General features: G+C 57.0%; 31 protein-coding genes and 1 other annotated feature. Of the genes, 17 read left to right on the plus strand and 14 right to left on the minus strand.

Annotation, left to right across the window (positions count from 1 at the left end; translation table 11 throughout):
- Complete coding sequence (locus ACERY3_RS05700) at nt 1-537, plus strand: YniB family protein (RefSeq protein WP_023311291.1); 537 nt, start codon at nt 1-3, stop codon at nt 535-537.
- Between the two features lie 36 nt (nt 538-573).
- Here ACERY3_RS05700 and ACERY3_RS05705 read toward each other — a convergent pair whose 3' ends face one another.
- The 3 genes from ACERY3_RS05705 to pfkB all read right to left on the minus strand — a co-directional run bounded on the left by ACERY3_RS05705 (nt 574) and on the right by pfkB (nt 2,870).
- Complete coding sequence (locus ACERY3_RS05705) at nt 574-1,434, minus strand: fructosamine kinase family protein (RefSeq protein ID WP_373225262.1); 861 nt, start codon at nt 1,432-1,434, stop codon at nt 574-576.
- A gap of 105 nt (nt 1,435-1,539) precedes the next feature.
- Nucleotides 1,540-1,830: a type V toxin-antitoxin system endoribonuclease antitoxin GhoS gene (gene ghoS, locus ACERY3_RS05710; RefSeq protein ID WP_033145271.1), complete on the minus strand. Its 291-nt coding sequence runs from the start codon at nt 1,828-1,830 to the stop codon at nt 1,540-1,542.
- A 107-nt stretch (nt 1,831-1,937) separates the two neighbouring features.
- Nucleotides 1,938-2,870 carry a 6-phosphofructokinase II gene (gene pfkB, locus ACERY3_RS05715; protein WP_373225554.1) on the minus strand — a complete coding sequence of 311 codons (933 nt, stop codon included), beginning with the start codon at nt 2,868-2,870 and terminating at the stop codon, nt 1,938-1,940.
- Between the two features lie 295 nt (nt 2,871-3,165).
- On the opposite strand from pfkB, the gene ACERY3_RS05720 reads away from it, so the two are divergent.
- Nucleotides 3,166-3,924 carry a YdiY family protein gene (locus ACERY3_RS05720; protein ID WP_033145273.1) on the plus strand — a complete coding sequence of 253 codons (759 nt, stop codon included), beginning with the start codon at nt 3,166-3,168 and terminating at the stop codon, nt 3,922-3,924.
- 80 nt (nt 3,925-4,004) lie between these two features.
- Here ACERY3_RS05720 and yniD read toward each other — a convergent pair whose 3' ends face one another.
- On the minus strand, nt 4,005-4,112 hold the full coding sequence (gene yniD, locus ACERY3_RS05725) for a small membrane protein YniD (protein ID WP_008500658.1): 108 nt from the start codon (nt 4,110-4,112) through the stop codon (nt 4,005-4,007).
- A gap of 98 nt (nt 4,113-4,210) precedes the next feature.
- The gene (gene yncL / locus ACERY3_RS05730) at nt 4,211-4,483 is read right to left on the minus strand and encodes a stress response membrane protein YncL (protein ID WP_080338151.1); all 273 of its coding nucleotides are present in this window, start codon (nt 4,481-4,483) and stop codon (nt 4,211-4,213) included.
- Nucleotides 4,484-4,625: 142 nt separating this feature from the next.
- On the opposite strand from yncL, the gene thrS reads away from it, so the two are divergent.
- The 14 genes from thrS (at nt 4,626) to selO (ending at nt 17,276) form a co-directional block, all read left to right on the plus strand.
- Entirely contained in the window at nt 4,626-6,554 is a 1,929-nt protein-coding gene (gene thrS, locus ACERY3_RS05735) for a threonine--tRNA ligase (RefSeq protein WP_008500657.1), read from the plus strand.
- 3 nt (nt 6,555-6,557) lie between these two features.
- On the plus strand, nt 6,558-7,100 hold the full coding sequence (infC, locus tag ACERY3_RS05740; protein ID WP_014069901.1) for a translation initiation factor IF-3: 543 nt from the start codon (nt 6,558-6,560) through the stop codon (nt 7,098-7,100).
- A gap of 97 nt (nt 7,101-7,197) precedes the next feature.
- Entirely contained in the window at nt 7,198-7,395 is a 198-nt protein-coding gene (rpmI, locus tag ACERY3_RS05745; RefSeq protein ID WP_003030583.1) for a 50S ribosomal protein L35, read from the plus strand.
- 50 nt (nt 7,396-7,445) lie between these two features.
- Nucleotides 7,446-7,802 (plus strand): 50S ribosomal protein L20, encoded by a 357-nt coding sequence (rplT, locus tag ACERY3_RS05750; RefSeq protein ID WP_000124850.1) that lies wholly within the window; start codon nt 7,446-7,448, stop codon nt 7,800-7,802.
- A 117-nt stretch (nt 7,803-7,919) separates the two neighbouring features.
- Nucleotides 7,920-8,044: a sequence feature (Phe leader region), on the plus strand.
- Nucleotides 7,925-7,969, plus strand: a complete 45-nt coding sequence (pheM, locus tag ACERY3_RS05755) for a pheST operon leader peptide PheM (RefSeq protein ID WP_001386830.1) — start codon at nt 7,925-7,927, stop codon at nt 7,967-7,969. Its footprint overlaps the feature before it by 45 nt.
- Before the next feature lie 62 nt (nt 8,045-8,106).
- A complete protein-coding gene (gene pheS / locus ACERY3_RS05760) occupies nt 8,107-9,090 on the plus strand; it encodes a phenylalanine--tRNA ligase subunit alpha (RefSeq protein WP_033145275.1) in 984 nt (327 codons plus the stop codon).
- A 15-nt stretch (nt 9,091-9,105) separates the two neighbouring features.
- On the plus strand, nt 9,106-11,493 hold the full coding sequence (gene pheT, locus ACERY3_RS05765; RefSeq protein WP_058840787.1) for a phenylalanine--tRNA ligase subunit beta: 2,388 nt from the start codon (nt 9,106-9,108) through the stop codon (nt 11,491-11,493).
- Between the two features lie 4 nt (nt 11,494-11,497).
- Nucleotides 11,498-11,797 carry an integration host factor subunit alpha gene (ihfA, locus tag ACERY3_RS05770; protein ID WP_003857805.1) on the plus strand — a complete coding sequence of 100 codons (300 nt, stop codon included), beginning with the start codon at nt 11,498-11,500 and terminating at the stop codon, nt 11,795-11,797.
- 103 nt (nt 11,798-11,900) lie between these two features.
- Nucleotides 11,901-12,881: a vitamin B12 ABC transporter permease BtuC gene (gene btuC, locus ACERY3_RS05775; protein WP_058840786.1), complete on the plus strand. Its 981-nt coding sequence runs from the start codon at nt 11,901-11,903 to the stop codon at nt 12,879-12,881.
- Nucleotides 12,882-12,915: 34 nt separating this feature from the next.
- Entirely contained in the window at nt 12,916-13,467 is a 552-nt protein-coding gene (locus ACERY3_RS05780) for a glutathione peroxidase (protein WP_023311298.1), read from the plus strand.
- Entirely contained in the window at nt 13,467-14,222 is a 756-nt protein-coding gene (gene btuD, locus ACERY3_RS05785; protein ID WP_058840785.1) for a vitamin B12 ABC transporter ATP-binding protein BtuD, read from the plus strand. Before ACERY3_RS05780 ends, btuD begins: the two co-directional genes overlap by 1 nt.
- A gap of 74 nt (nt 14,223-14,296) precedes the next feature.
- Nucleotides 14,297-14,761 carry an NlpC/P60 family protein gene (locus tag ACERY3_RS05790; RefSeq protein WP_008500650.1) on the plus strand — a complete coding sequence of 155 codons (465 nt, stop codon included), beginning with the start codon at nt 14,297-14,299 and terminating at the stop codon, nt 14,759-14,761.
- A 294-nt stretch (nt 14,762-15,055) separates the two neighbouring features.
- Entirely contained in the window at nt 15,056-15,772 is a 717-nt protein-coding gene (locus ACERY3_RS05795; RefSeq protein ID WP_032657851.1) for an EAL domain-containing protein, read from the plus strand.
- A 61-nt stretch (nt 15,773-15,833) separates the two neighbouring features.
- Nucleotides 15,834-17,276: a protein adenylyltransferase SelO gene (selO, locus tag ACERY3_RS05800; RefSeq protein ID WP_058840784.1), complete on the plus strand. Its 1,443-nt coding sequence runs from the start codon at nt 15,834-15,836 to the stop codon at nt 17,274-17,276.
- A gap of 40 nt (nt 17,277-17,316) precedes the next feature.
- Here selO and ACERY3_RS05805 read toward each other — a convergent pair whose 3' ends face one another.
- Genes ACERY3_RS05805 through ACERY3_RS05825 form a run of 5 tightly spaced genes read right to left on the minus strand, consistent with a single transcriptional unit; the run spans nt 17,317 to nt 22,091 of the window.
- Nucleotides 17,317-18,087: a 3-hydroxybutyrate dehydrogenase gene (locus tag ACERY3_RS05805; protein ID WP_058840783.1), complete on the minus strand. Its 771-nt coding sequence runs from the start codon at nt 18,085-18,087 to the stop codon at nt 17,317-17,319.
- 10 nt (nt 18,088-18,097) lie between these two features.
- The gene (locus tag ACERY3_RS05810; protein ID WP_058840782.1) at nt 18,098-19,489 is read right to left on the minus strand and encodes a GntP family permease; all 1,392 of its coding nucleotides are present in this window, start codon (nt 19,487-19,489) and stop codon (nt 18,098-18,100) included.
- A 44-nt stretch (nt 19,490-19,533) separates the two neighbouring features.
- Complete coding sequence (locus ACERY3_RS05815; protein ID WP_058840781.1) at nt 19,534-20,715, minus strand: acetyl-CoA C-acetyltransferase; 1,182 nt, start codon at nt 20,713-20,715, stop codon at nt 19,534-19,536.
- A 9-nt stretch (nt 20,716-20,724) separates the two neighbouring features.
- Entirely contained in the window at nt 20,725-21,381 is a 657-nt protein-coding gene (locus tag ACERY3_RS05820; protein ID WP_058840780.1) for a CoA transferase subunit B, read from the minus strand.
- 2 nt (nt 21,382-21,383) lie between these two features.
- The gene (locus tag ACERY3_RS05825) at nt 21,384-22,091 is read right to left on the minus strand and encodes a CoA transferase subunit A (RefSeq protein ID WP_058840779.1); all 708 of its coding nucleotides are present in this window, start codon (nt 22,089-22,091) and stop codon (nt 21,384-21,386) included.
- A 140-nt stretch (nt 22,092-22,231) separates the two neighbouring features.
- On the opposite strand from ACERY3_RS05825, the gene ACERY3_RS05830 reads away from it, so the two are divergent.
- Complete coding sequence (locus ACERY3_RS05830) at nt 22,232-23,155, plus strand: LysR family transcriptional regulator (protein WP_373225264.1); 924 nt, start codon at nt 22,232-22,234, stop codon at nt 23,153-23,155.
- Here the strand turns inward: ACERY3_RS05830 and ACERY3_RS05835 are convergent.
- From ACERY3_RS05835 to chuS, 4 genes are read right to left on the minus strand one after another with little or no spacing between them, the layout of a single operon-like run.
- On the minus strand, nt 23,122-23,901 hold the full coding sequence (locus tag ACERY3_RS05835; RefSeq protein WP_058840777.1) for a heme ABC transporter ATP-binding protein: 780 nt from the start codon (nt 23,899-23,901) through the stop codon (nt 23,122-23,124). The genes ACERY3_RS05830 and ACERY3_RS05835 overlap by 34 nt on opposite strands.
- On the minus strand, nt 23,894-24,886 hold the full coding sequence (locus ACERY3_RS05840) for an iron ABC transporter permease (RefSeq protein ID WP_058840776.1): 993 nt from the start codon (nt 24,884-24,886) through the stop codon (nt 23,894-23,896). The genes ACERY3_RS05835 and ACERY3_RS05840 overlap by 8 nt, the downstream gene beginning before the upstream one ends.
- Nucleotides 24,886-25,707: a hemin ABC transporter substrate-binding protein gene (locus ACERY3_RS05845; RefSeq protein ID WP_033145289.1), complete on the minus strand. Its 822-nt coding sequence runs from the start codon at nt 25,705-25,707 to the stop codon at nt 24,886-24,888. Before ACERY3_RS05845 ends, ACERY3_RS05840 begins: the two co-directional genes overlap by 1 nt.
- On the minus strand, nt 25,704-26,732 hold the full coding sequence (gene chuS, locus ACERY3_RS05850; RefSeq protein ID WP_373225265.1) for a hematinate-forming heme oxygenase ChuS: 1,029 nt from the start codon (nt 26,730-26,732) through the stop codon (nt 25,704-25,706). Before chuS ends, ACERY3_RS05845 begins: the two co-directional genes overlap by 4 nt.
- Between the last annotated feature and the right edge of the window lie 7 nt (nt 26,733-26,739).

Raw genomic sequence — 26,739 nt, forward strand, 5'->3', positions numbered from 1 at the left:
ATGACGTATCAACAAGCTGGACGCATTGCGGTCTTAAAACGTATTGCTGGCTGGGTGATTTTTATTCCTGCCGTCATTTCTACGCTGATTTCTGTACTCAAATTTATGTACGACCACAGCGAAAAACAGCCGGGTATCAATGCGGTAATGCTTGATTTCGCTCATGTCATGATTGAGATGATGCGTTTTAATACGCCATTTTTGAATGTCTTCTGGTTTAACTCACCCACCCCAGATTTTCATCAACAGCTGAATATCGGCTTTTGGGTGATATATGCCCTGATCTTTGTCGCGCTGGCACTGCAGGCCTCTGGCGCGAGAATGAGTCGCCAGACGCGCTTTTTACGCGAAGGCGTTGAGGATCAGTTGATTCTGGAGCAGGCCAAAGGCCCGGAAGGAATGAGTCGGGAGCAGATTGAATCCCGCATTGTTGTGCCGCGTCACACCATTTTCCTGCAAATTTTCCCGCTCTATATCCTTCCCGTGATTATCATTGTGGCGGGATACTTCTTCTTCTCACTGCTCGGTTTTCTGTAAGCGATAAGGGTGGCGGCAAGGCCACCCGTTATCTTCTCAGGCGGCAAGCATACGCTCGAGTGCCCGCTGCGCGTTAACAAGGTGTTCTCCGCCAAAAAGAATGGCCCGGTTCATCAGCGTATAAAGCTGATACACCGGCTGGCGGTCGAGGAAACCGGGCGGGAGGGGGCAAACAGACTGGTATCCGTCGTATATTTGCGGTGGCTGCTCAGGATGAAGCGGCAGCATGGCAAGATCGCACTCTCTGTCACCCCAGTAGCAGGCCGGGTCAAAGATGTACGGGCCGTTGGGACCCAGCGCGCAGTTATTGGACCACAAATCGCCGTGAAGCAGAGACGCCTGAGGCTGGTGGGATGCCAGACGCTGTTGAACGTGCTCGACGATGGCGTCAATATTGCCAAATTCCAGCCCTTTCTCGGCGGCCAGCTCAAGCTGCCAGCCAATGCGCTGCTCGGCAAAAAATGTCGACCAACGACGCTGCCAGGCATTGGGCTGTGGCGTGGTGGAGAGATCGTTGTCAAAGTCGAGACCAAACTGCGGCTGGTCGCTCCATTGATGCAGGCGCGCTAACTGTTGGCCAAGGATGAACGCATTATGGGCATCCAGCGGGCGGGCGGGGAGGTATTCCATTACCAGGAAGCTGTAGTCGCGGTCGCTCCCCACGGCCAGAACCTGCGGGACCGTGACCGTTTTACTGCGGGACAACAGCTCCAGCTGGTCGGCTTCGGCGGTAAATATTGGAAGCAGCTCTCGCTCATCGCATTTAACGAAGAGATCGCGCCCTGCGTAGCGTAAATGCCACGCGGCGTGGATCTCACCGCCTGGCAGTTCGTTACGCAGTTCAATTTCACCTTCACCCAGCTGCTCATGTAAAAGATGACTGATAGCCTGCCACATGTTGTCTCTCCCATGTTGTCTGCCAGATCATAAAGTTAGCGCATAACTGCGGTAAAAAAATACGAACTAACGCACACCTGAGCGGTTTAAATTCATACAGCGCACTTATTGTTCTTTTTTCCGCCAGCTTTCCCAGGTATCCACGTCAATTTCGGCAGGCTTGTCGGTCACGCTCTCCACCAGACTGGCGGCCAGCGCATGAACCTCTTCCTGACTCAGGGCGCCGATCAGACCAAATGTCAGGGTGCCTAAATCATGAATGTTGCCCTCGTCATCCGTCAGCGTGAGGAGAAAATTAGCGCGGGTGAAAGCATTGTTGAGCTCATTCAGCTCGGTTAGCGATGCTTCATGAAGGTTGATGGTCACGACGTAGCGTGTGATGTCACCACTGCTCATAATTCACCTCATTGTTATCATGGAAGTTTTCTTAGCATAGTCGATAGTTTGCGTTTGGCGACTCAGAGACGACATTCCCCTCCGTTAAAGACGAAGGGGAAGAGGGGTTAATTTCGGGACAGGTAATCGACGATTTTTTGCGTATCGGCGAGCGAACAGAGACGCGTGCCCTGGTTGATGGTGGCGGCGCTACCCGCCGCCACGCCGTAGCGTGTCATTTCGAGCAGAGACGCGCCCTGCGCCAGTTTTAGCGTCATCGCACCCACCATGCTATCGCCAGCGCCAACCGTGCTCTGGCTCTTCATCGGCGGTGGGACAACCTGAACGGACGACGATTCATCGACTGCCAGCGCCCCCTGAGGGCCAAGGGAGACGACTACGCGCCGCGCTTTGCCGCTTCGCACCAGCTCCTGCGCTGCGGTGCGCACATCATCAGGCTGCGTCAGTTCGCGGTTGACCAGCGCGCTTAACTCTTTCTGGTTGGGTTTGACCAGCTCCAGATTGCCCGGCACCAGAGCCGCCTGCAGGGCCTCGCCGCTGCTGTCGACTATGCAGCGGATACCGCGCTGCTGCGCGGCCTGAATCAGCGCCGTCAATTTTTCCGTGCTTACGCCGGGCGGCAGGCTGCCGCTTATCACCAGCAGCGCGCCGCTTTCTATCGTCAGCACTTTCTCTTCAAGCTGACGAAACTCGTCATCGCTGAGTTTCGCGCCCGGCATGACAAAACGGTACTGCTCGCCGCTTGATTCTACGTGGACATGCAGGTTTTGCCGCGTCCAGTCTTTGGCCTCAACGGTTTCAACGGCCACCTGTTCATCGGCCAGCAGGGAGACCAGGTGTTCACCGGTGGCACCGCCTGAGGGAAAAATGGCCGTGGCCTTGCCGCCGAGGTGTGTAATGGCGCGCGCCACGTTGATCCCGCCGCCGCCGGGCTCAAAGACCGGGGCGCTGCAGCGCAATTTACCTTCCGGGTAAATCTGCGGCGTCAGGGTGGCGGAATCCAGGGAAGGGGAGAGCGTCAGAGTATAAATAGAAACCATCATTACCTCCTTTTAGCATGGGTTCTTATTAGCCTGGCACCATTTGTCAGGAAGGCAATGTAAATAACAGTATGATTTTAAATATGAATACTGACGAAAAGTGAGGCGGGGGATATATAAAATAAAACGCTTTTTGAGATCGTTCTTATTCAAAAAATGAAATAAGAAAACATTGCTATGTTATTTGCGGCTTTTTATAATTTGTTACCTTTCTCTGGACGCCTTGTCATTGATCCTCAAGAAAGATTCCGGGACCGTGTGGTCTCTTTTTTTGTTGTACGGACTCCTTAATAAAATGAAGCTTTTAAAGACAGTGCCCGCTGCACTGATGCTGGCGGGTGGCGTGTTTGCGGCTATGAACGCGACCGCTGATGATACCGTTTTTACTGTCATGGACGATCCTTCCACCGCGAAAAAACCGTTTGAAGGTAACCTGAACGCCGGATACCTGGCACAATCCGGTAACACGAAAAGCTCTTCTCTGACGGCGGACAGTACGCTCACCTGGTACGGTAATACCACCGCCTGGTCTCTATGGGGTAATGCCAGCAACACTTCCGCTAACGACGAACGTTCTTCCGAGAAGTATGCGGTAGGCGGACGTAGCCGTTACAACATGACCGACTATGACTACCTGTTTGGTCAGGCAAGCTGGTTAACCGACCGTTACAACGGTTATCGCCAGCGCGATGTATTCACCGCCGGTTATGGTCGCCAGTTCCTGAACGGTCCGGTACACAGCTTCCGTTTTGAATTCGGTCCGGGTGTGCGTTACGACGAGTACACCAATGGCGATACCAAAACCCAACCGCTCGGTTACGCTTCCGGTACCTATGCCTGGCAGATGACTGACAACACCAAATTTACCCAGGGTGTTTCTGTATTTGGTGCCGACGATACGACGCTGAACTCTGAGACGGCGCTGAACGTGGCTATCAACGAACACTTTGGCCTGAAAGTCGCCTACAACGTGACCTGGAACTCTTCACCACCAGAATCTGCGCCGGATCATACCGACCGCAGAACCACGGTTTCACTGGGTTATAGAATGTAATAAAAGCGGGCCGATGATGATGTCGGCCCGTTTATTGTCTGCGGTCTTTTGACGTCCCTTCTGATGACTTGTCTTCGCCCCTAGCCCCAAATCATTGCCGCCCAACGGAGTAGCAGCATTGCGCCGCAGATGGCAATCAGCACCAGCACCATTTTCCAGTGTTTTACGGCAAATCGTTTAGTTGGCATAACCTAATCCTTGTTGGTTGATATCCCCAGTCTACCAAACAGGGCCGAAATATGCCCCTTCTCAGGAACGATTGGGTTATGCCAGCGTAGGGTTCGGCTCAGAACCAGTGGAATCGTTCGGCGAGAATCAACAATAAACCTGTGGCGGAAAGGATGTTCAATATCACAACCGTTCTACTGGATACGTTCATGGTATGCACCTTTGGGTTTATAGACCTGTTCAAGAGTAGCCCAGCATCTTTGAAATGCGAGCGCAGGGGAGAAGCAACCTGCAAATTCGTACGAAAGCGCCAGCCCATCAATCTGGCCGCAGAGGGTGCAATCTCCTTGCCGTTAGTGTTAACATTACGTCGCTTGCCGTAAATCCACATTAATCTGAATTCGGCTGGTGAATGATGACGAACCAATTTGACGATTGTTGGTCAGATGGTGTCGTAATCTATTGTCAAATCACGATTATTTTCTTTGTATATGCTCTTATGTGTGGGGCATCACTGCAAATAAGGATATAAAATGCCTGTAATTACTCTTCCTGATGGCAGCCAACGCCATTTCGACCGTGCTGTTAGCCCAATGGATGTTGCCCTGGACATTGGTCCTGGCCTCGCGAAAGCGACTATCGCTGGCCGAGTTAACGGTGAGCTGGTGGATGCTTCCGATCTGATCGAAAACGATGCGACGCTTGCAATCATCACCGCGAAAGACGAAGAAGGTCTGGAGATCATTCGTCACTCCTGCGCGCACCTGTTAGGCCATGCCATCAAACAGCTGTGGCCAAACACCAAAATGGCGATCGGTCCGGTTATCGACAATGGTTTCTACTATGACGTTGACCTTGACCACACCCTGACTCAGGAAGATATCGACGCGCTCGAAAAACGTATGCACGAGCTCGCCGAAACGAACTATGACGTCATCAAGAAGAAAGTCAGCTGGCACGAAGCGCGTGAAACCTTCGTGAAGCGCGGCGAGAGCTACAAGGTCTCTATTCTTGACGAAAACATTTCGCATGATGACAAGCCTGGCTTGTACCATCACGAAGAATACGTCGACATGTGCCGTGGACCGCACGTGCCGAACATGCGCTTCTGTCATCACTTTAAGCTGATGAAGATCGCAGGCGCCTACTGGCGTGGCGACAGCAACAACAAGATGTTGCAGCGTATCTATGGTACCGCGTGGGCCGATAAAAAAGCCCTGAACGCGTACCTGCTGCGCCTGGAAGAGGCGGCGAAGCGTGACCACCGTAAAATCGGTAAGCAGCTTGACCTGTACCACATGCAGGAAGAAGCGCCGGGCATGGTGTTCTGGCATAACGACGGCTGGACTATCTTCCGTGAACTGGAAACTTTCGTACGCTCCAAGCTGAAAGAGTACCAGTATCAGGAAGTGAAAGGCCCGTTCATGATGGACCGTGTGCTGTGGGAAAAAACCGGCCACTGGGACAACTACAAAGATGCGATGTTCACCACCTCGTCTGAGAACCGTGAATACTGCATCAAGCCAATGAACTGCCCGGGCCACGTTCAGATCTTCAACCAGGGTCTGAAATCCTACCGCGACCTGCCGCTGCGTATGGCGGAGTTCGGTAGCTGCCACCGTAACGAGCCATCAGGTGCGCTGCACGGTCTGATGCGTGTTCGTGGCTTTACTCAGGATGATGCGCATATCTTCTGTACTGAAGATCAGGTCCGTGACGAAGTTAACGCCTGTATTCGTATGGTCTACGATATGTACAGCACCTTTGGCTTCGAGAAGATCGTGGTCAAACTCTCAACGCGTCCGGAAAAACGTATCGGCAGCGATGAGACATGGGATCGCGCAGAAGCGGATCTCGCCGTGGCGCTGGAAGAGAACGGCATTCCGTTCGAATACCAGCTGGGCGAGGGCGCATTCTACGGTCCGAAAATTGAATTTACCCTGTATGACTGCCTCGATCGCGCATGGCAGTGCGGTACTGTACAGCTGGACTTCTCCCTGCCGCAGCGTTTAAGCGCCTCTTATGTTGGCGAAGACAACGAGCGTCAGGTACCGGTAATGATTCACCGTGCAATTCTCGGTTCTCTGGAGCGCTTCATCGGCATCCTGACCGAAGAGTTCGCTGGCTTCTTCCCAACCTGGCTTGCGCCAGTGCAGGTCGTGGTGATGAACATTACCGATTCTCAGGCGGATTACGTTAAAGAATTGACGCAGAAACTACAAAATGCGGGCATTCGCGTAAAAGCAGACTTGAGAAATGAGAAGATTGGCTTTAAAATCCGCGAGCACACTTTACGTCGTGTCCCGTATATGTTGGTCTGTGGTGATAAAGAGGTGGAAGCAGGCAAAGTTGCCGTTCGCACCCGCCGTGGTAAAGACCTGGGCAGCCTGGACGTAAGTGAAGTGATTGAGAAGCTGCAACAAGAGATTCGCAGCCGCAGTCTTCAACAACTGGAGGAATAAGGTATTAAAGGCGGAAAACGAGTTCAAACGGCACGTCCGAATCGTATCAATGGCGAGATTCGCGCCCAGGAAGTTCGCTTAACAGATCTTGAAGGTGAACCACTGGGGATTGTGAGTCTGAGAGAAGCGATCGAAAAAGCTGAAGAAGCTGGAGTAGATTTAGTTGAAATCAGCCCTAACGCCGAACCGCCAGTTTGTCGTATCATGGACTACGGCAAGTTCCTTTATGAAAAGAGTAAGTCTTCTAAGGAACAGAAGAAGAAGCAAAAAGTTATCCAGGTTAAGGAAATCAAATTCCGTCCTGGTACCGACGATGGCGATTATCAGGTAAAACTCCGCAGCCTGATTCGCTTTCTGGAAGATGGCGATAAGGCCAAGATCACACTGCGTTTCCGCGGTCGTGAGATGGCCCACCAACAGATTGGTATGGAAGTGCTTAACCGCGTCCGTGACGATCTGAGTGAACTGGCAGTAGTCGAATCCTTCCCTACGAAGATCGAAGGCCGCCAGATGATCATGGTGCTCGCTCCTAAGAAGAAACAGTAAGGCCTTCAAGCAGCAAAATCTGTGGAGCCTTCGGGTTTCATAGGTTTTGTTCGCCTATGTTTCGTTTATTTAACAATGCGAAGTGGAAGTTATTAAGATGCCAAAAATTAAGACCGTACGCGGTGCTGCTAAGCGCTTCAAAAAAACCGGTGGTGGTGGATTTAAGCGTAAGCACGCAAACCTGCGTCATATTCTGACCAAAAAATCTACTAAGCGTAAACGTCACCTGCGTCCAAAAGGCCTCGTTTCTAAAGGCGATCTGGGTCTGGTTATCGCGTGCCTGCCGTACGCATAAGCCGTTAACGTTTAATTTTTTACTAAGAATATAGATACAGGAGAGCACATATGGCTCGCGTAAAACGTGGTGTAATTGCACGTGCACGTCACAAGAAAATTTTGAAACAAGCTAAAGGCTACTACGGTGCGCGTTCACGCGTATACCGCGTTGCCTTCCAGGCTGTTATCAAAGCAGGTCAGTACGCTTACCGTGACCGTCGTCAGCGTAAGCGTCAGTTCCGTCAACTGTGGATTGCGCGTATCAACGCAGCAGCACGTCAGAACGGTATTTCTTACAGCAAATTCATCAACGGCCTGAAAAAAGCCTCTGTTGAAATCGACCGTAAGATCCTGGCTGACATCGCAGTATTCGACAAAGTAGCGTTCACCGCTCTGGTCGAAAAAGCGAAAGCAGCACTGGCATAAGCCAGTTGAGAGAGGGGGCTTTGCTCCCTCTTTTCATTTAACACCATCAGAAGATTGACATTTATCCGTCCAGGCTTTTCAATAAGGTCTTAACGGTTTTTACCAGACAAGGTAACGCAAGCATGAATGCTGCTATTTTCCGCTTCTTCTTTTACTTTAGCACCTGATTTCAGGAGGCTAGCGCGTGAAAGATGAAACGAAAAACAGCGCCAGATAAGCCTCCCGATGGAGGCTTTTTTTGTGCCTGAATTTGAGAGAATAACTCCACCAAATCGGTGTCTGCACCGACATAATGAGGAAAATCATGTCACATCTCGCAGAGCTGGTTGCCAGTGCAACAGCCGCCATTAATCAGGCCTCAGATGTTGCCGCGTTAGACAATGTCCGCGTCGAATATCTTGGGAAGAAAGGGCACCTGACCCTTCAGATGACAACCCTGCGTGAGCTGCCGGCAGAAGAACGCCCGGCAGCAGGTGCGGTGATTAACGAAGCCAAAGAGCAGGTACAGCAGGCGCTGAACGCGCGTAAAGCCGAGCTGGAAAGCGCGGTGCTGAATGCGCGTCTGGCCGCAGAGACGATCGACGTTTCTCTGCCGGGTCGCCGTATCGAAAACGGTGGTCTGCATCCGGTTACCCGCACCATCGATCGCATTGAAAGTTTCTTCGGTGAGCTCGGCTTTACCGTGGCGACTGGCCCGGAAATCGAAGATGATTACCACAACTTCGACGCCCTGAACATTCCTGGCCATCATCCGGCACGCGCTGACCACGACACTTTCTGGTTCGACGCTACGCGTCTGCTGCGTACTCAGACCTCCGGCGTTCAGATCCGTACCATGAAGGATCAGGAGCCGCCAATCCGCATTATCGCGCCGGGCCGCGTCTATCGTAACGACTACGATCAGACCCACACGCCAATGTTCCACCAGATGGAAGGTCTGATTGTTGATAAAAACATCAGCTTCACCAACCTGAAGGGCACGCTGCACGATTTCCTGAACAACTTCTTTGAGGAAGATCTGCAGGTTCGTTTCCGTCCGTCCTACTTCCCGTTCACCGAACCGTCTGCGGAAGTTGACGTGATGGGTAAAAACGGCAAATGGCTGGAAGTGCTGGGCTGCGGCATGGTGCATCCAAACGTGCTGCGCAACGTGGGTATCGATCCGGAAGTTTACTCCGGCTTTGCTTTCGGCATGGGCATGGAGCGTCTGACCATGCTGCGTTACGGCGTGACCGACTTACGTGCATTCTTCGAAAACGATCTGCGTTTCCTCAAACAGTTTAAATAAGGGCAGGACAGAACAATGAAATTCAGTGAACTGTGGTTACGCGAGTGGGTAAACACCACGCTGGACAGCGACGCGCTTTCTAACCAGATCACCATGGCGGGTCTGGAAGTGGACGGCGTTGAGCCGGTTTCCGGTGCCTTCAGCGGCGTGGTTGTCGGCGAAGTGGTCGAGTGCGGCCAGCACCCTAACGCTGACAAACTGCGCGTAACAAAAGTAAACGTGGGCGGTGACCGTCTGCTGGATATCGTCTGCGGTGCGCCAAACTGCCGTCAGGGCCTGAAGGTGGCCGTGGCGACCGTCGGTGCGGTGCTGCCGGGTGATTTCAAAATTAAAGCGGCTAAGCTGCGCGGCGAGCCGTCTGAAGGCATGCTGTGCTCCTTCTCCGAGCTGGGTATTTCCGACGATCACAACGGCATTATTGAGCTGCCGCTGGATGCGCCAATCGGCACCGATATCCGTGAATACCTGAAGCTTGATGACAACACCATCGAAATCAGCGTTACGCCAAACCGTGCCGACTGCTTAGGTATCATCGGCGTGGCGCGCGACGTGGCCGTGCTGAACCAGACTGAGCTGAACGCGCCGGACATTGCGCCGGTTGAAGCGACCATCAGTGACGTGCTGCCTATTCAGGTTGACGCTGCGGATGCTTGCCCGCGCTACCTCGGTCGCGTGGTAAAAGGCATCAACGTGAAAGCGCCAACTCCGCTGTGGATGAAAGAGAAGCTGCGCCGCTGCGGTATTCGCTCTATCGACGCCGTGGTTGACGTGACCAACTACGTTCTGCTGGAGCTGGGCCAGCCAATGCACGCGTTCGATAAAGATCGTATCGACGGCGGCATCGTTGTGCGCATGGCGAAAGAGGGCGAAACCCTGGTTCTGCTCGACGGCAGCGAAGCGAAACTGAACGCCGACACCCTGGTGATTGCTGACCACAGCAAAGCGCTGGCAATGGGCGGTATCTTCGGTGGCGAGCACTCAGGCGTGAACGACGAGACGCAAAACGTCCTGCTGGAATGCGCGTTCTTCAGCCCGCTCTCCATCACCGGTCGCGCACGCCGTCACGGCCTGCATACCGATGCCTCTCACCGCTACGAGCGCGGCGTTGACCCGGCGCTGCAGTACAAAGCGATGGAACGTGCGACCCGCCTGCTGATCGACATCTGCGGCGGTGAAGCGGGGCCGGTTATCGACGTCACCAACGAAGCGACCCTGCCGAAGCGTGCGACCATCACCCTGCGCCGCAGCAAGCTGGATCGCCTGATTGGCCATCACGTTGCCGATGCGCAGGTAACCGACATCCTGAAACGTCTGGGCTGTGAAGTAACCGAAGGCCAGGACGAATGGAAAGCCGTTGCGCCATCATGGCGTTTCGACATGGAAATTGAAGAAGATCTGGTGGAAGAAGTGGCCCGCGTTTACGGCTACAACAACATCCCTGACGAGCCTGTCCAGGCAGGTCTGGTGATGGGCACCCACCGCGAAGCCGACCTGTCTCTGAAGCGCGTGAAAACCATGCTGAACGACAAAGGCTACCAGGAAGTGATCACCTACAGCTTCGTTGATCCAAAGCTGCAGCAGCTGATCCACCCGGGTCAGGAGGCGCTGATCCTGCCAAGCCCAATTTCCAGCGAAATGTCCGCGATGCGTCTGTCTCTGTGGACGGGCCTGCTGGGCACTGTCGTTTATAACCAGAATCGCCAGCAAAACCGCGTGCGAATTTTCGAAAGCGGTTTGCGCTTTGTACCGGATAATCAGGCAAATTTAGGCATCCGTCAGGATCTCATGCTGGCTGGCGCCATCAGCGGCAACCGCTATGAAGAGCACTGGGACCTGGCAAAAGGCACGGTTGATTTCTACGATATGAAGGGCGATCTGGAAGCGATTCTGGATCTGACCGGTAAATTATCTGAAATTGAATTCCGCGCAGAAGCTATCCCGGCCCTGCATCCTGGCCAGAGCGCAGCTATCTATTTAGACGGCAAACGCGTTGGTTTTATTGGGGTTGTTCACCCTGAGCTGGAGCGTAAGCTGGACCTGAACGGCCGTACCATCGTGTTCGAGCTGGAATGGAACCCGGTGGCTGACCGCGTTATTCCTCAGGCTCAGGACGTCTCCCGCTTCCCGGCAAACCGCCGTGATATCGCGGTTGTGGTCGCGGAAAATGTGCCTGCAGCAGATATTTTGGCCGAATGTAAGAAAGTTGGCGTAAATCAGGTAGTTGGCGTAAACTTATTTGACGTGTACCGCGGCAAGGGCGTAGCAGAAGGTTTCAAGAGCCTCGCTATTAGCCTTATCCTTCAGGATACCAGCCGTACACTCGAAGAAGAGGAGATTGCCGCTACCGTCGCCAAATGTGTAGAGGCATTAAAAGAGCGATTCCAGGCATCATTGAGGGATTGAACCTATGGCGCTTACAAAAGCTGAAATGTCAGAATATCTGTTTGATAAGCTTGGGCTTAGCAAACGGGATGCCAAAGAGCTGGTAGAGCTGTTTTTCGAAGAGATCCGTCGTGCTCTGGAAAATGGTGAGCAGGTAAAACTCTCCGGTTTTGGCAATTTTGATTTGCGAGACAAAAACCAACGTCCGGGCCGCAACCCGAAGACGGGGGAAGATATTCCCATTACAGCCCGCCGCGTGGTGACCTTCAGACCCGGCCAGAAGTTGAAAAGCCGTGTCGAAAACGCAACGCCCAAAGCAGAGTAATATGAACTAACTAAAAAGGCCGCCCACGCGGCCTTTTTTCTTTGCGCTCTCCGGCAAACCCGCCGTAAAATCAATTACATCTCACGCTACTAAAACCGTACACATGCTTGATTATGCCCATCGCCAGCACCGTTCCGATAAGCGTCGCCTGCTTTTGCTGGTGCTGATGCTCATTGTCGCCGCGGGCGTGAGTCTCTGCGCGGGCGACAGATGGATCGGGCCTGAAAGCTGGTGGGGGCCGGACGGGCAGCTCTTCGTCTGGCAAATTCGCCTGCCGCGCACCGTCGCGGTGGTTCTGGTCGGCGCCGCGCTGGCGCTGTGCGGCACCATAATGCAGGCGTTGTTTGATAACCCTCTGGCGGAGCCCGGGCTGCTCGGCGTGTCAAACGGCGCAGGCGTAGGCCTGATTGCGGCGGTAATGCTCGGCGGAGGAGAACTCTCCGGATGGAGTATTAGCCTGAGCGCTATCCTCGGCGCGCTGCTAATCACCGCGATCCTTCTTCGTTTCGCCAGACGGCACTTATCGACCAGCCGCCTGCTGCTTGCCGGCGTGGCGCTGGGGATCATCTGCAGCGCGCTGATGACCTGGGCGGTCTACTTCTCAACATCCTTTGACTTGCGTCAGCTGATGTACTGGATGATGGGCGGCTTTGGCGGCGTTGACTGGCACCAGGGCTGGCTGATGGCGCTGCTGGTACCGGTCATCGTCTGGGCGGCCCTGCAGGCGCAGCCGCTGAATATGCTCGCGCTGGGTGAAACCTCTGCCCGCCAGCTCGGCATGCCGATTGGGTTCTGGCGTAATGTGCTGGTAATAGCCATTGGCTGGCTGGTCGGCGTCAGCGTGGCTCTGGCGGGCGCGATCGGCTTCATCGGGCTGGTGATTCCGCACATGCTGCGCCTGTGTGGCCTCACGGACCATCGGACCCTGCTTCCGGCCGCGGCGGTTGCCGGGGCCGTCACGCTGCTGGTGGCCGATATCATCGCCCGGCTTGCCCTGACGGCCGCCGAGCTGCCGATTGGCGTGGTGACCGCCACGCTGGGCGCGCCGGTATTTATCTGGCTACTATTAAAATCTGGACGTTAAATCAACAAGCCGTAAGACAACCTGAGGGAATGCTATGCAGTCAGATATCCTGAATACTGAAGTGACCACCATTGATGGCGATAACACCACGCTGGAAGGCTACAAAGGCAACGTGCTGCTTATCGTCAACGTGGCATCGAAATGTGGCCTGACGCCGCAGTACGAGCAGCTGGAAAACATTCAGAAGGCCTGGGAGAAAGACGGTTTCACCGTGCTGGGCTTCCCGTGCAATCAGTTCCTGGGGCAGGAGCCGGGCAGCGAAGAGGAGATTAAAACCTTCTGCAGCACTACCTATGGCGTGACGTTCCCGATGTTCAGCAAAATCGATGTCAACGGCGAAGACCGCCATCCTCTGTATGCGAAGCTGATCGCTGCCGCGCCGAAGGCCGTTGCGCCGGAAGGAAGCGGTTTTTATGAACGCATGGCCAGCAAAGGCCGCGCGCCGCTTTACCCGGACGATATCCTGTGGAATTTTGAAAAATTCCTGATTGGCCGCGACGGCCAGGTCGTTCAGCGTTTTTCGCCGGATATGACCCCTGAGGATCCGATCGTCATGGAATCGATCAAGCTGGCGCTGGCGAAATAATGTCGTTGCTGATGCAGCTCACGGACGTCGCCGAGAGGGGACGTCTGGAGCCGATAACCGAAACCGTCAATGCGGGAGAAATCCTGCATCTTGTCGGGCCAAACGGTGCAGGGAAGAGCACGCTGCTGGCGCGGATGGCAGGCATGACCGGCGGAGAAGGGCAGATAACGCTGCTGGAGCACACGCTCGCCGACTGGTCGCCGGTCTCGCTGGCGCACCGGCGCAGTTACCTCGTGCAGCAGCAGGTGCCGCCCTTTGCGATGCCGGTCTGGCACTATCTGATGCTGCATTTGCACGACAAACAACAGACGGCACTGCTTACGGACGTTGCCGCGGCCCTGGGGCTGGAAGATAAACTGTCCCGGCATGCCAGCCAGCTTTCCGGCGGAGAGTGGCAGCGGGTGCGCCTGGCGGCGGTCATTCTTCAGATCCACCCGGCAGGTAATCCTCACGGACGAATGCTGCTTCTCGATGAACCCATGAGCGGTCTGGACGTGGCGCAGCAGGCGGCACTGGATACGCTGTTAAGCACCCTGAGCCGAAAAGGTATCGCCGTGGTGATGAGCAGTCATGACCTCAACCACACCCTGCGTCATGCCCACCGGGTGTGGCTGCTGTCGCAGGGAAAGATGATCGCCAGCGGCGCGCGGGATCGGGTTCTTACGCCGCCCCATCTTGCCCGCGCGTACAACATGTCGTTCCGCAGGCTGGATATTGAGGGACATAAGATGCTGATTTCTACCGGGCAGACGTAACCGTTTCTTGCCTCTTAGCACAATTGCACGCTAAATTACGAAAAGAACAAAAAAAGCAGAGGATTCGTCTGAAAATGCGATTCTGGTTTCTCCTGATGGCCGCACTTTTTCTTGCGGGATGCAGTAGCCATCGTGCGCCGCCGCCTAACCCACGGCTTTCAGATTCGATCACCGTCATTGCCAGCCTTAACGATCAGCTGAGCAACTGGCGCGGTACGCCTTATCGCTACGGCGGAATGAGCCGCGGCGGCGTAGATTGTTCCGGCTTCGTTCTGATGACGTTCCGCGACAAGTTTGATTTACAGCTTCCGCGTGAAACGCGCAAGCAGGCCGAAATTGGCACTGAAATTGATAAAGACGATCTTCTGCCCGGGGACCTGGTTTTCTTCAAAACCGGCTCGGGTGAAAGCGGTCTGCACGTGGGGATATATGATACAGACAATCAGTTCATTCACGCCTCGACAAGCCGCGGGGTGATGCGCTCTTCTCTTGATAATGTTTACTGGCGTAAAAATTTCTGGCAGGCACGACGTATATAGTCTTTGTCAGACACTTCTCTTATGACGGCATGGTCTCTAATAAATCATGCCGTTTTTTCTCAAATAAGATGCTTAAAGTTAAATTTATCTAAAATTAGCGAATCCTGCATGTGTCTGTTTTATCTAAAACTGGCTATTATTCGGCAACCAGGATAAAATTATTTTAGATTCAGGGATAAATCTGAAAATAAAAACGGAACTAATGAAATTAATCTTATTAAAATCAAGACAGTGGAATTGTGTCGGCAATTGCTCCAGGATGTCCTCTCTCATCTTTAATGCGGAGCGAGTGCAATGATTATTACGCTAGATAATGCTTACCAGTCTGAACTGCTGCTTCTGCCTGCTCGTAATAGCGCAGGGGAGCTTAAAGGTTTAGAGGTTCTGGTTAACTTTACTGGCGTCGGCAGCGATGTGCGGATCCCCACTGAGCTCGTTATCCCTCGGCTTTCAGCAGCTGAAGAGTTAGTGCTGTTTAACGAAAAATTGCAATTGCTTGATACCTGTAAACTGTTTTTTATTCAGCATCAGTTAATTGCATGGATCAATATTACACCTGCAATAGTTGAATTTTTATTAAGTAATGGAAACGCTGTTTCAATCCTTGAGCGTTACCCGTTTCTTGAGTTTACTGTTAATGAGAATTATCCAGGTTTAAATAACGGAAAGGACGATCTGCAGCTGGCGAGAATGGCAATCCATTTCCCGTTGGTCCTGGCAAACTTTGGCGCAGGCGCCGCATCGCTCAAAGCGGTCTACGATGGATTATTTAAACGGGTTATTCTCGACAAAGGCTTCATTCAGCAGCGTGCCCCGGAGCTCTCTTTCGAGCCTTTTATGCGCGCCATCCTCTGGCAAATCACGCCGCACTGCCAGTCAGTGATCGTCTCGGGCATTGACGACCACGGCCTGTTGCAACGCGTTTTGTCCTTCAATTTTGGCGCCATGCAGGGCGCGCTCTGGCCAGCCGTCTCTGCGGAGCACGTTACATCGCTGGTTCAGCAGCGATAACCCTTGCTTTCGCCCGTGTTTAAGTCCGGGTAAACCCTCTACACTAAAAGCAGGAGGACTTATGACCCTGTCTTTTACTGCTCACTGGCATGACGAGTTGCCTGGCTTTTACACCGCACTCAAACCAACACCGTTACAAAATTCACGCCTTATCTGGCATAACGATTCGCTGGCAGAAGAGCTGGCCATTCCGTCTGAGCTGTTTCAGCCTTCAGAAGGCGCTGGCGTCTGGGGCGGTGAAACGCTTCTCGCCGGGATGCAACCTCTGGCTCAGGTCTATAGCGGACATCAGTTTGGCGTCTGGGCGGGGCAGCTGGGCGACGGCAGGGGGATCCTGCTCGGCGAACAACGGCTTCCCAACGGGGAGACGGTTGACTGGCACCTGAAAGGGGCGGGTCTTACTCCCTATTCGCGAATGGGCGACGGGCGCGCGGTGCTGCGTTCAACGATCCGCGAAAGCCTGGCGTCAGAAGCGATGCACGCCCTGGGTATTCCCACTACGCGCGCGCTGTCGATTGTCACCAGCGATACGCCGGTAGCGCGCGAAACGGTGGAAAAAGGGGCGATGCTGATGCGTATTGCGCAAAGCCATTTGCGCTTTGGTCATTTCGAGCACTTTTACTATCGCCGCGAGCCGGACAAGGTTCGCCAGCTGGCTGACTTTGCCATTCGTCACCACTGGGCGCATTTGCAGGACGAAGCGGACAAATACGTTCTCTGGTTCAGGGATGTGGTTGCCCGTACCGCAAGCCTGATTGCCCGCTGGCAAACGGTCGGCTTTGCGCATGGCGTCATGAATACGGACAACATGTCGATCCTCGGGCTGACCTTTGATTACGGTCCGTTTGGTTTCCTGGACGATTATCAGCCTGGCTATATCTGCAATCACTCCGACTATCAGGGGCGTTACAGCTTTGACAATCAGCCCGCGGTTGGCCTGTGGAACCTGCAGCGGCTTGCGCAAACCCTGTCGCCGTTCATCGACGTAGATGCCCTCAACGATGCGCTCGACAGCTATCAGGACATATTGCTGCGAGAATACGGCTCGCTGATGCGCAACAAGCTGGGGCTGATGACGCAGGAGAAGGGCGATAACGACATCCTCAACGGTCTGTTTGCCCTCATGGCGCGCGAGGGCAGCGATTATACCCGTACCTTCCGGATGCTGAGCCAGACGGAGCAGCACAGTGCGGCCTCGCCGCTGCGCGACGAGTTTATTGACAGACAGGCGTTTGACGACTGGTTTGCCACTTACCGCGCGCGGCTGCAGCAGGAGCAGGTGGATGACGCCACCCGCCAGACGCAGATGAATGCGACAAATCCCGCGATGGTGTTGCGCAACTGGCTGGCGCAGCGGGCGATTGAACAGGCAGAGCAGGGTGAATACGACGAGCTACACCGCCTGCATGTGGCGCTGCGCACGCCGTTTGCCGACCGGGATGATGACTACGTCAGCCGCCCGCCTGACTGGGGCAAGCGGCTGGAGGTCAGCTGCTCAAGCTAGCGATTTTGCCGGGTGGCGGCGTCGCCTTACCCGGCAAACATTACTGCGCAACCCAGCCGCCATCCATATTCCACGCGGCGCCGCGAACGTTCACGGCGCCATCGCTGCACAAAAACAGCGCCAGTTCACCCAGCTGCTCCGGAGTGACAAACTCGCCCGAAGGCTGTTTCTCCGCGAGAAGCCGATCGCGAGCCTGCTCCGGCGGGACGCCTTCAGCGATACGCTGGTCGATTTGCTGTTGCACCAGCGGGGTCAGTACCCAGCCGGGGCAGATGGTATTGGCGGTAATACCGGTGCGGGCGGTTTCCAGCGCCAGTGATTTCGTAAAGCCCACTACGCCATGCTTGGCGGCCACGTAGGCTGACTTCTCTTTTGACGCAACCAGCCCGTGAACGGAGGCGATATTAATGATGCGCCCCCAGTTTTTCTCGCGCATGGCGGGCAGCGCCAGCCGGCTGGTGTGAAATACCGAGGAGAGGTTGATGGCGATAATGTCGTTCCATTTCTCCACCGGAAACGCGTCCACCGGCGCGACATGCTGTATTCCGGCGTTGTTGACAAGAATGTCCACGCCGCCGAACTGCGATTCGGCGTAGCGCATCATGGCTTCAATTTGCAGCACGTCACGCAGGTCCGCATCGTGATAGCCCGGCTTTTTGCCCAGCTGCGCAATCTCTTCTCTTGCTGATTCGCTGTCGCCGAAACCGTTGAGGATCAGCTGCGCCCCGGCCTTCGCCAGTACGCGGGCGATCCCAAGTCCAATGCCGCTGGTCGAGCCCGTCACCAGCGCGGTCTTACCGTTCAGATTCATCTTTCTCTCCTTACACAATGCCGGTCAGATAGAACACGGCAATGACAAAAAGCACTGCCAGACTTTTAATGAGGGTGATAGCGAAAATGCCGCCGTAGGCCTGGCGATGGCTCAGGCCGGTAATCGCCAGCAGGGTAATCACCGCGCCGTTATGGGGCAGCGTATCCATCCCGCCGCTCGCCATCGAAGCCACGCGGTGCAGCACCTCAAGCGGGATATTGGCGGCGTGGGCGGCGGCGACAAACGAATCGGCCATGGCTGCGAGGGCAATACTCATCCCGCCGGACGCCGAGCCGGTGATCCCCGCAAGCACCGTCACGCTGATGGCCTCATTCAGCAGCGGATTCGGGATAGCCGCAAGCGCTTTGGATAACACCAGGAACCCGGGCAGGGCGGCGATCACCGCGCCGAAACCGTATTCCGAGGCGGTATTCATCGCCGCCAGAATGGCACCGCTCACCGCGGTCCGGCTGCCTTCTGCCAGACGACCCCGAATATTGCGAAAGCCAAAAATCAGCACCAGCACGATGCCGGAGATCAGCGCCGCCTCGACGGCCCAGATGGCGGTGATCTTGCCCACCTCGGTCACAATCGGTTTCGCCAGGCCTGGCAGAGTCAGCTCGTGGGTCGTGCCGTACCAGCCGGGGATCCAGCGGGTAAACAGCAGGTTCAGTATGCCCACCACCAGCAGCGGGGAGATGGCAATCAGCGGATGCGGGAGGTTAATGTTATCCGGCGTCTCGGGTTCATTTTTCAGATCCGTGCCGTAGCCCTCGTTGTTATTGAACGCCTTACGACGCTGGCGCTCCAGCCAGAGCAGGCCAAAGATGATAATAAACAGAGAGCCGATAAGCCCCAGCCACGGCGCGGCCCACGCGTTTGTGCCAAAGAAGCTGGTGGGGATGATATTCTGGATCTGCGGCGTGCCGGGCAGGGCGTCCATGGTAAACGAAAACGCCCCCAGCGCCACGGTGGCCGGGATCAGCCGCTTAGGGATGCCGCTCTGGCGGAACAGTTCCGCGGCGAAGGGGTAAACCGCAAACGCCACCACGAACAGCGACACGCCGCCGTAGGTTAACAGCGCACACACCAGGACGATCACCGGAATAGCGTGGCGACGACCGAGGATCTGAATCGCGGCGGCGACGATGGATCGTGAGAAACCGGAAAGCTCAATAAGCTTGCCGAAAACGGCCCCCAGCAGGAACACCGGGAAGTAGAGCTTAACAAAGCCGACCATCTTTTCCATAAACAGGCCGGTAAACGTCGGGCCGACGGCACCCGGATCGGTCAGCAGCACGGCGCCGAGCGCCGCAATCGGCGCAAACAAAATAACGCTGTATCCGCGATAGGCCGCCAGCATCAGCAGCGCCAGCGCCGCCAGGGCAATTAACACGCTCATTACGACTCCTCACTTTAATTATTATTCGGGTATCAACGAGATGCTTAACGCTCGACGGTCAGAGCAATGCCTTGCCCGCCGCCCACGCACAGGGTGACGAGCCCTTTTTTGACGTCACGGCGCTGCATTTCGTAGAGCAGCGTCACGAGGATGCGGCAGCCGGAGGCGCCAATTGGATGACCCAGGGCGATAGCGCCGCCGTTAACGTTCACCCTGCGCTCATCCCAGCCGAGCTGCTTGCCTACCGCCAGCGCCTGGGCGGCAAAGGCTTCATTGGCTTCAATGAGGTCCACGTCATCGAGCGTCCAGCCCGCCCTCGCCAGCGCCGTCCGGCAGGCGCTGACCGGACCGATGCCCATTACCGACGGGTCAACGCCCGTCACGGCGTAGCTCACGATGCGGCCCAGGATCGGCAAACCGCTCTCCCGCGCCTTTTCGCCGCTCATCAGCAGCACTGCGGCGGCACCATCGTTGAGCGTCGACGCATTTCCAGCCGTCACCGTGCCTTCCGCCTGCAAAAAGGCGGGGCGCAGCTGCGCCAGCTGCTCAGCGGTGGTGCCTGGCCGGGGCTGTTCGTCACGGCTGACGATAAGCGGCGGTTTTTTGCCCTGTTTTACCGTCACCGGCGCTATCTCGGCGTCAAACCGACCCGCTTCGATGGCAAAGGCCGCTTTGTGCTGCGACCGGGCGGCGAAGGCGTCCTGCTGCTCGCGGGAAATGGCATTCTCACGAGCGACGTTTTCAGCGGTGATCCCCATGTGATAATCGTTGAACGCGTCCCACAGCCCGTCGGTAATCATGCTGTCCTGCAGGCCCGTATGGCCAAAACGCAGCCCTGAACGCGCGCCGTCCAGCAGATAGGGGGCGTTGCTCATGCTCTCCTGACCGCCAGCGATGGCCACGTTCGCGTCGCCGCAGCGGATCGCCTGCGCGGCGAGCTGCACCGCTTTTAGGCCCGCGCCGCACACCAGGTTGACCGTTGTCGCCGGCGTGCTGACGGGTAATCCGGAGGCGATGGCCGTCTGACGCGCAGGGTTTTGTCCGCACCCGGCCGTCAGCACCTGTCCGAAAATCAGTTCATCTACCTGTTCTTCGAGAAGATTGCTGTTTTCCAGCAGTTGCCGCACCGCGACGGCCCCCAGTTCAACCGCCGAAAGGGACGATAGCGAGCCGCGAAAACTGCCTATGGGGGTCCGCGTTGCCCCGACAATCATGACTTCTTTCATCGTGAGTCCTCAGTTGAAGCGCATCTCGCGAACGTCGTCCGCCACAATCATTTTCCCGGCTGTCTTAGCCGCAATTTCGTCGATACTGACCCCGGGGGCGTATTCCCGCAGGATGAACGTGCCGTCCTCGATCTCCAGCAGTGCGAGGTCGGTTAAAACCCGACGGATACAGCCCGCGCCCGTGAGCGGCAGCGTGCAGCGCGGCAGCAGCTTTGACTCACCGCTTTTCGAGGCGTGGGTCATCACCACAATGATGTTCTGCGCCCCGGCCACAAGATCCATCGCGCCGCCCATGCCCTTCACCATCTTTCCGGGGATCATCCACGAGGCGATATTGCCCTCGACGTCCACTTCAAACGCGCCCAGCACGGTCAGATCCACATGACCGCCGCGGATCATGGCAAACGACTGGGCCGAGTCGAAAATGGCCGCGCCGGTGCGCGCGGTTACGGTCTGTTTACCGGCGTTGATCATGTCGGCGTCAAGGCTCCGCTCGTCAGGAAAAGCCCCCATCCCCAGCAGCCCGTTTTCGGACTGAAGCATCACGTCCATCCCGTCCGGAATGTAGTTCGCCACCAGGGTGGGGATACCGATCCCCAGGTTGACGTAATACCCGTCGCGCAGCTCGCGGGCGACGCGCATGGCCATCTGTTCACGGGTTAACATCGTCACACTCCTTCCGCGCGCAGGGTGCGCTGTTCAATGCGTTTTTCAAACTGGCCGACAATCAGCCTGTCGACGTAAATTCCCGGGGTATGAATGGCCGACGGGGGCAGCTCACCCGGGGGAACTATCTCTTCCACCTCGACGACCGTTATCCGGCCCGCCGTTGCCATCAGCGGATTAAAATTTTGCGCGGTATGCCGATAGACAACGTTGCCGTACCAGTCCGCTTTCCAGCCCTTAATGAGCGCGAAATCTCCCACAATCGCCTCCTCGAGGATGTAGTGCTTCCCCGCAAACTGGCGCACGTCTTTGCCGGTAGCCACGGGCGTGCCGTAGCCGGTGGCCGTGTAAAATGCCGGAATGCCCGCGCCGCCCGCGCGCACCTTTTCCGCCAGCGTGCCCTGAGGCGTGAGTTCAATCTCCAGTTCGCCGCTCAGCACCTGCCGCTCGAACAGGGCGTTCTCGCCGACGTAAGAGGCCACCACTTTGCGAACCTGCCGCGTTTCGAGCAGTATCCCGAGACCGAAACCGTCCACGCCGCAGTTGTTTGATACCACCGTCAGATCTTTCACCTGACGGCGTCTGACCTCTGCAATCAGGTTCTCCGGAATCCCGCACAGGCCGAAGCCGCCCGCCAGCAAGGTCATTCCGTCCGTCAGCCCTTCCAGCGCCTGCGCATAGCTGCCGACGCGCTTGTCCAGTCCCGCCATAGTTATCCCTCCCGTTATCCGTGCCGGTATCATTAGGGGCGGCGACTCATTTGTTAATTTTGAATTTGTGACCCACTCATTTGGTTTTTTTATTAATTTACTGTTAACTAAATTTTTTCAATTAGTTAACAGGATGAAAAATGAGAATGAGTGTCAAACAGTTACGCGCGTTTTTAGCGGTAGCTCACACTCTCAATTTCGCACACGCCAGCGAACGGCTGAATCTTTCCCAGCCGGCCCTGAGCCTGACGATTAAAGTGCTGGAGGAGGCGCTCGGCGGACCGCTGCTGCAGCGGAGCACGCGCAAGGTCGCGCTGACGCAGGAGGGGGAGACGTTTTTGCCGATGGCGCGCCAGCTGCTTGCCGACTGGGATAACGTCGAAGAGGCGATGCACCAGTGCTTTACCCTGCAGCGCGGTAAAATTTCGGTTGCGGCCATGCCGTCGTTTGCCGCGAATGTCCTGCCCGAGGTGCTAAAAGCGTTTCGCGATCGCCATGCCGGGATCAACGTCACCGTGCATGATGTCATTAACGAGCAGGTGATAGAGATGGTGCGGGAAGGGCGGGTCGAGATGGGCATCGCCTTTGAGCCCGCGCCAACGCATAACCTGCTGTTTACCCCGCTGGGCCTCGACAGGTTTGTGGCCATTGTGCCGAAAGATTCCTCGCTGGCAGGCAAGAAGCGCCTGTCATGGGAAGATCTGCTGACGCTGGATTTCATCACCCTGCAGCGCCCGTCGGCGGTACGTCTGATGATGGAGGAGGAGCTGGCTCGAAGCGGCAGAAAGCTGGACGTGGCGCTGGAGAGTCATCAGCTGGTGACGGTCGGGCGAATGGTCGCGAGCGGGCTGGGAGGCAGCGCCGTTCCGGCGCTCTGCGAGGCGCAGATGACGGCGCTGGGCGCGGTCTGTATTCCGCTGGATAACCCGCCGATAGAAAAGTGCATTGGAGCGATCCATCCAGGACACACGCAGCTCTCTAAAGCGGCGCATGCCCTGCTGGAAACGCTGAAAGATTTTTACCAGCCCAATCAGGGGGCGAGAAACACCTGCGGCGCGGCGTGAGCCGGATGCCTGCCGACGATAACCTGCGCGCCGTACCAGCGCGCCAGCGCGTCGGCCTGCAAAACGGTTTCCGGTGCTCCCTGGGACACGATTCTGCCGTCATGCAGCAGCAGGATGCGGTCCGCCCACAGCGCCGCCAGATTAAGGTCATGCAGCACCGCGCACACGTGCAGATGACCCCGACGGGTCAGGGATTTCAGCAGGCGCAGCAGATGCTGCTGGTGATAGAGATCCATCGCAGACGTGGGTTCATCAAGGAACAGCCAGCCGCGCGGCGCGCCGTCGCACCAAAGCTGAGCCAGCGCGCGGGCGAGCTGGATGCGCTGCTGCTCGCCGCCGGAGAGTGCGGCAAACTGCCTGCCCGCCAGCGGTAAACAGCCGGTGACGGCCATGACCTCCTCAATAACCGTCGCTTCAGGCGTGCGGGTCCAGGGCGCTCGCCCCATACCGACGACCGCCTCAACCGGCCAGTCAAATCCGAGCTGCGTGTTCTGGCGCATCACCGCCCGGTAGCGGGAGAGCCTGTGCGGCTGCCATGCCGCAAGCGGTGTGCCCGCCAGGCTGCACCGTCCGCCCGCAGGTTTAAGGTAGCCGGTCAGCAGCCGCAACAGCGTTGATTTCCCGGCGCCGTTGGGGCCAATCAGCGCCACCAGCTCGCCCTGAGATAAGGTCAGCGACACGTCGTGAATCAGCGTGCGTTGTCCGGCGCGAAAAACAAGGTTTTCAGCACAATAGCGTTCAGCCATGCGCACCTCCGCGACGAAAGATAAGCCACAGAAACCACGGCGCGCCGAGAAGGCTGGTCAGTAAGCCGACCGGCATTTCCGCCGGTGCGACCAGGCTGCGCGCCAGCGTATCGGCAACCAGCAGAAGCAACGCGCCGGCCAGCACCGAGCCGGGGAGCACGGCCCGGTGGTCGGCTCCCAGCCACATGCGCACCAGGTGCGGCACCACCAGGCCGACAAAGCCGATCACGCCGCTGACCGCAACGGCGGCGGCCACCAGCAGGGCGCTGCACAACAGCAGGATCCGCTGCACGGCGGCAACCTCCACGCCGAGGTAATGTGCCTCTTCGTCGCCCAGCTGCAGCAGGTTGAGGGCGCCTGCCAGACGCCAGATCGCGAGCACGGTGGGAACCATCAGCGACGCGACGACCAGCAGCGTTGACCACTGCGCCTGGCCGAGGCTGCCCATTCCCCAGAGCGAAAGCTGGCGAAGCTGGGCATCATTGCTGAGCCATGACAGCACCCCGACGGCCGCGCCGCACAGGGCGTTGATAGCAATTCCCACCAGCAGCAGGCGCGACAGGGAAGCGTCACGCTGACGGCTGAGCAGGAAAATCACGAAGGTGGCGGCCAGCGCGCCGAGAAACGCCGCCAGCATCGGGGCATACAGCATCACCAGTGCAGGCAGCGAGAGCGGAAGAACCACCCACAGCGCAACGGCGAGCGCTGCGCCGCTGCTGATGCCGAGCAGTCCCGGGTCTGCCAGCGGATTTCGAAACAGCCCCTGCATCACGCAACCCGCCAGCGCCAGTGAACCGCCGATCGCCAGCGCCAGCAGCACGCGAGGCAGGCGGATTGTCAGCCAGATTTGACGCAGCGCCTCGTCGGTCCCGTTCCACATCAGGCTGATCGGCAGGTGTAATGCCCCAACCCCGGTCGCTGCGAGCGTCATGATGGTCAGGATCGCGGTCAGCATCCATAACGATAAGGCGATCCGCCGGGACATCAGGGCAGCAGCTCCGCTTTGGCACGCAGCTGCTGGATGGCTTCCGGCGTTCGCACGCTGAAGCCCAGCAGCGCCATATCGTCAATCGCCAGCACCTGCTTGTTCCGTCCCGCCGGGGTTTGCGCCAGGCCGGGCAGCGTCCACAGATTCGCTTCACCGCCCAGGGCGTTGAGACCGTCCTGAGAAATCACCACCAGATCGGGTTGGCTGGCTATCGTGCCTTCCTGAGACAGCGGCTGATAGCGGGTAAACCCCTGCATCGCGTTCTGCAGCCCCGCCGCACGAATGGCAGCATCCGCGCCGGTCTGTTGTCCGGCGGCCATGGCGGTCATCCCGCCGTGGTTGAGAATAAACAGTACCCGCTTATTGAGCGGCGACGCGGGAAGCGCCGACAGTGCCTGGCGCAGCGTGCTGCGCAGGACCTCCCCCTCGACCTCGCGGTGCGTCGCTTCAGCGACGATCCGCACCTTTTCGTCAATGACGTTCAGGTCGTTACTGGCAGGAACAGCGATCACCCTGACGTGGCTTTGCTCAACCTGCTTTAGCGCCAGAGACGGCTGCGCCTGAGCGCTGGCCAGCACCAGCGTGGGGCGCATGGATAAGATCCCTTCCGCATTGAGCTGGCGCAGATAGCCCACGTCAGGCAGCGAATTCGCCGCCTGCGGCCACTGGCTGGTGCTGTCGCGGGCCACCAGCGAGGGCGCCGCGCCGAGAGCGTAGACAATCTCGGTGACGTCGCCGCCGAGGGTAACGATTTTCTCCTGCGGCGCCGCAGACGCCAGCAGGGGCAGGGCGCTAAGCAGGGCAAGCCACCGTTTCATGCGGCCAGCCCTTTCGCCGTTAAGGCGTCAATCTGGCTGCGCCACTGGCTCTGCTCCGGTTCGCCTTCCGTACGCTGGCCGTACAGCTGGGCGATTTGCGTTCCGTCGGCGGCAAACAGCTCCAGGCTGGTGACATGCCCGTCAGCCGTCGGCTTGCGCGTGACCCACGTTTCCGCAATGGATCCTTCAAGCAGATGCAGGGTAAAGGTTGGATTAAAGACGTTCAGCCAGCCTTTCATTGGCACCAGCTTTTCCACCGCGCCGGTGAAGATCTGCACGCAGCCGCGGTTGCCCACGAAGACCATGATTTCGTTACCGTCCCGGCGCGCCGTTCCCAGAAGCTGCGCCAGCGCGCTGTTTTCTACCCGGCAGGCCAGATCGTCACCCACAAGGAGAAACGCCTGCTGGCGGCTGAGGTTATGGCGCTTGAGCAGGCTGAAGAACTGATGAACGTCGGTCATGGCGCGCCACTCGTTATCCACGAGAGCAGCATTTGCGTTTTCTGCATGAGCCGGAGCATCGGCTATCCTCAACGCCAGCGGCGGGTTGTCGGCAAAGATAAAGCGGGTCAGCACGTCGCCCCAGGCGGAAACGTCGGTGTTGTCCGTGGCGTAGACCTTCAGCAGGGCATCGCCCTGGTGATCGAAGAACTGAATGCTCTGCCGCTCGCCGCGTGCGGTGGCTTCACTGATGTGAAACACGCTCGACCACTGGTTGAGGAACAGGCGCAGATCCAGCGCGCGCGGGTTCAGCACCAGCCCGGCGTGGCCGTTCAGGTGCTGGTTGGTAAATCTCCCGACCTGCTCGTGTACGGCGTATTCGTTGCGGCAGATACATTTGGTTTCGCCCACCGCCTCCAGCGCGCCCAGGATCTCGCGGATTTCACCGCGCAGTCGCCAGGCGTCGTGACCTACGCGGGCAAAGGTCAGCTCTGCTTCACTGATGTTCATTAACCCCGCGACGTCGCGCGCGTACATACCCGGATTGGCTTCTTTTAGCTCAAGCCAGCGCGTGTAGTGATTCATTGTCTCT

It is taken from the genome of Enterobacter cloacae complex sp. ESBL7 (genome assembly GCF_041679625.1).
GTDB classification, from domain to species: domain Bacteria; phylum Pseudomonadota; class Gammaproteobacteria; order Enterobacterales; family Enterobacteriaceae; genus Enterobacter; species Enterobacter asburiae_B.

Bases quoted from the DNA above. Each gene is read 5' to 3' on its own strand.
- ACERY3_RS05700 (WP_023311291.1), top strand. From the start codon at position 1: ATGACGTATCAACAAGCTGGACGCATTGCGGTCTTAAAACGTATTGCT.
- ACERY3_RS05705 (WP_373225262.1), bottom strand. From the start codon at position 1,434: ATGTGGCAGGCTATCAGTCATCTTTTACATGAGCAGCTGGGTGAAGGT.
- ghoS (WP_033145271.1), bottom strand. From the start codon at position 1,830: ATGAGCAGTGGTGACATCACACGCTACGTCGTGACCATCAACCTTCAT.
- pfkB (WP_373225554.1), bottom strand. From the start codon at position 2,870: ATGGTTTCTATTTATACTCTGACGCTCTCCCCTTCCCTGGATTCCGCC.
- ACERY3_RS05720 (WP_033145273.1), top strand. From the start codon at position 3,166: ATGAAGCTTTTAAAGACAGTGCCCGCTGCACTGATGCTGGCGGGTGGC.
- yniD (WP_008500658.1), bottom strand. From the start codon at position 4,112: ATGCCAACTAAACGATTTGCCGTAAAACACTGGAAAATGGTGCTGGTG.
- yncL (WP_080338151.1), bottom strand. From the start codon at position 4,483: ATGTGGATTTACGGCAAGCGACGTAATGTTAACACTAACGGCAAGGAG.
- thrS (WP_008500657.1), top strand. From the start codon at position 4,626: ATGCCTGTAATTACTCTTCCTGATGGCAGCCAACGCCATTTCGACCGT.
- rpmI (WP_003030583.1), top strand. From the start codon at position 7,198: ATGCCAAAAATTAAGACCGTACGCGGTGCTGCTAAGCGCTTCAAAAAA.
- rplT (WP_000124850.1), top strand. From the start codon at position 7,446: ATGGCTCGCGTAAAACGTGGTGTAATTGCACGTGCACGTCACAAGAAA.
- pheS (WP_033145275.1), top strand. From the start codon at position 8,107: ATGTCACATCTCGCAGAGCTGGTTGCCAGTGCAACAGCCGCCATTAAT.
- pheT (WP_058840787.1), top strand. From the start codon at position 9,106: ATGAAATTCAGTGAACTGTGGTTACGCGAGTGGGTAAACACCACGCTG.
- ihfA (WP_003857805.1), top strand. From the start codon at position 11,498: ATGGCGCTTACAAAAGCTGAAATGTCAGAATATCTGTTTGATAAGCTT.
- btuC (WP_058840786.1), top strand. From the start codon at position 11,901: ATGCTTGATTATGCCCATCGCCAGCACCGTTCCGATAAGCGTCGCCTG.
- ACERY3_RS05780 (WP_023311298.1), top strand. From the start codon at position 12,916: ATGCAGTCAGATATCCTGAATACTGAAGTGACCACCATTGATGGCGAT.
- btuD (WP_058840785.1), top strand. From the start codon at position 13,467: ATGTCGTTGCTGATGCAGCTCACGGACGTCGCCGAGAGGGGACGTCTG.
- ACERY3_RS05790 (WP_008500650.1), top strand. From the start codon at position 14,297: ATGCGATTCTGGTTTCTCCTGATGGCCGCACTTTTTCTTGCGGGATGC.
- ACERY3_RS05795 (WP_032657851.1), top strand. From the start codon at position 15,056: ATGATTATTACGCTAGATAATGCTTACCAGTCTGAACTGCTGCTTCTG.
- selO (WP_058840784.1), top strand. From the start codon at position 15,834: ATGACCCTGTCTTTTACTGCTCACTGGCATGACGAGTTGCCTGGCTTT.
- ACERY3_RS05805 (WP_058840783.1), bottom strand. From the start codon at position 18,087: ATGAATCTGAACGGTAAGACCGCGCTGGTGACGGGCTCGACCAGCGGC.
- ACERY3_RS05810 (WP_058840782.1), bottom strand. From the start codon at position 19,489: ATGAGCGTGTTAATTGCCCTGGCGGCGCTGGCGCTGCTGATGCTGGCG.
- ACERY3_RS05815 (WP_058840781.1), bottom strand. From the start codon at position 20,715: ATGAAAGAAGTCATGATTGTCGGGGCAACGCGGACCCCCATAGGCAGT.
- ACERY3_RS05820 (WP_058840780.1), bottom strand. From the start codon at position 21,381: ATGTTAACCCGTGAACAGATGGCCATGCGCGTCGCCCGCGAGCTGCGC.
- ACERY3_RS05825 (WP_058840779.1), bottom strand. From the start codon at position 22,091: ATGGCGGGACTGGACAAGCGCGTCGGCAGCTATGCGCAGGCGCTGGAA.
- ACERY3_RS05830 (WP_373225264.1), top strand. From the start codon at position 22,232: ATGAGAATGAGTGTCAAACAGTTACGCGCGTTTTTAGCGGTAGCTCAC.
- ACERY3_RS05835 (WP_058840777.1), bottom strand. From the start codon at position 23,901: ATGGCTGAACGCTATTGTGCTGAAAACCTTGTTTTTCGCGCCGGACAA.
- ACERY3_RS05840 (WP_058840776.1), bottom strand. From the start codon at position 24,886: ATGTCCCGGCGGATCGCCTTATCGTTATGGATGCTGACCGCGATCCTG.
- ACERY3_RS05845 (WP_033145289.1), bottom strand. From the start codon at position 25,707: ATGAAACGGTGGCTTGCCCTGCTTAGCGCCCTGCCCCTGCTGGCGTCT.
- chuS (WP_373225265.1), bottom strand. From the start codon at position 26,732: ATGAATCACTACACGCGCTGGCTTGAGCTAAAAGAAGCCAATCCGGGT.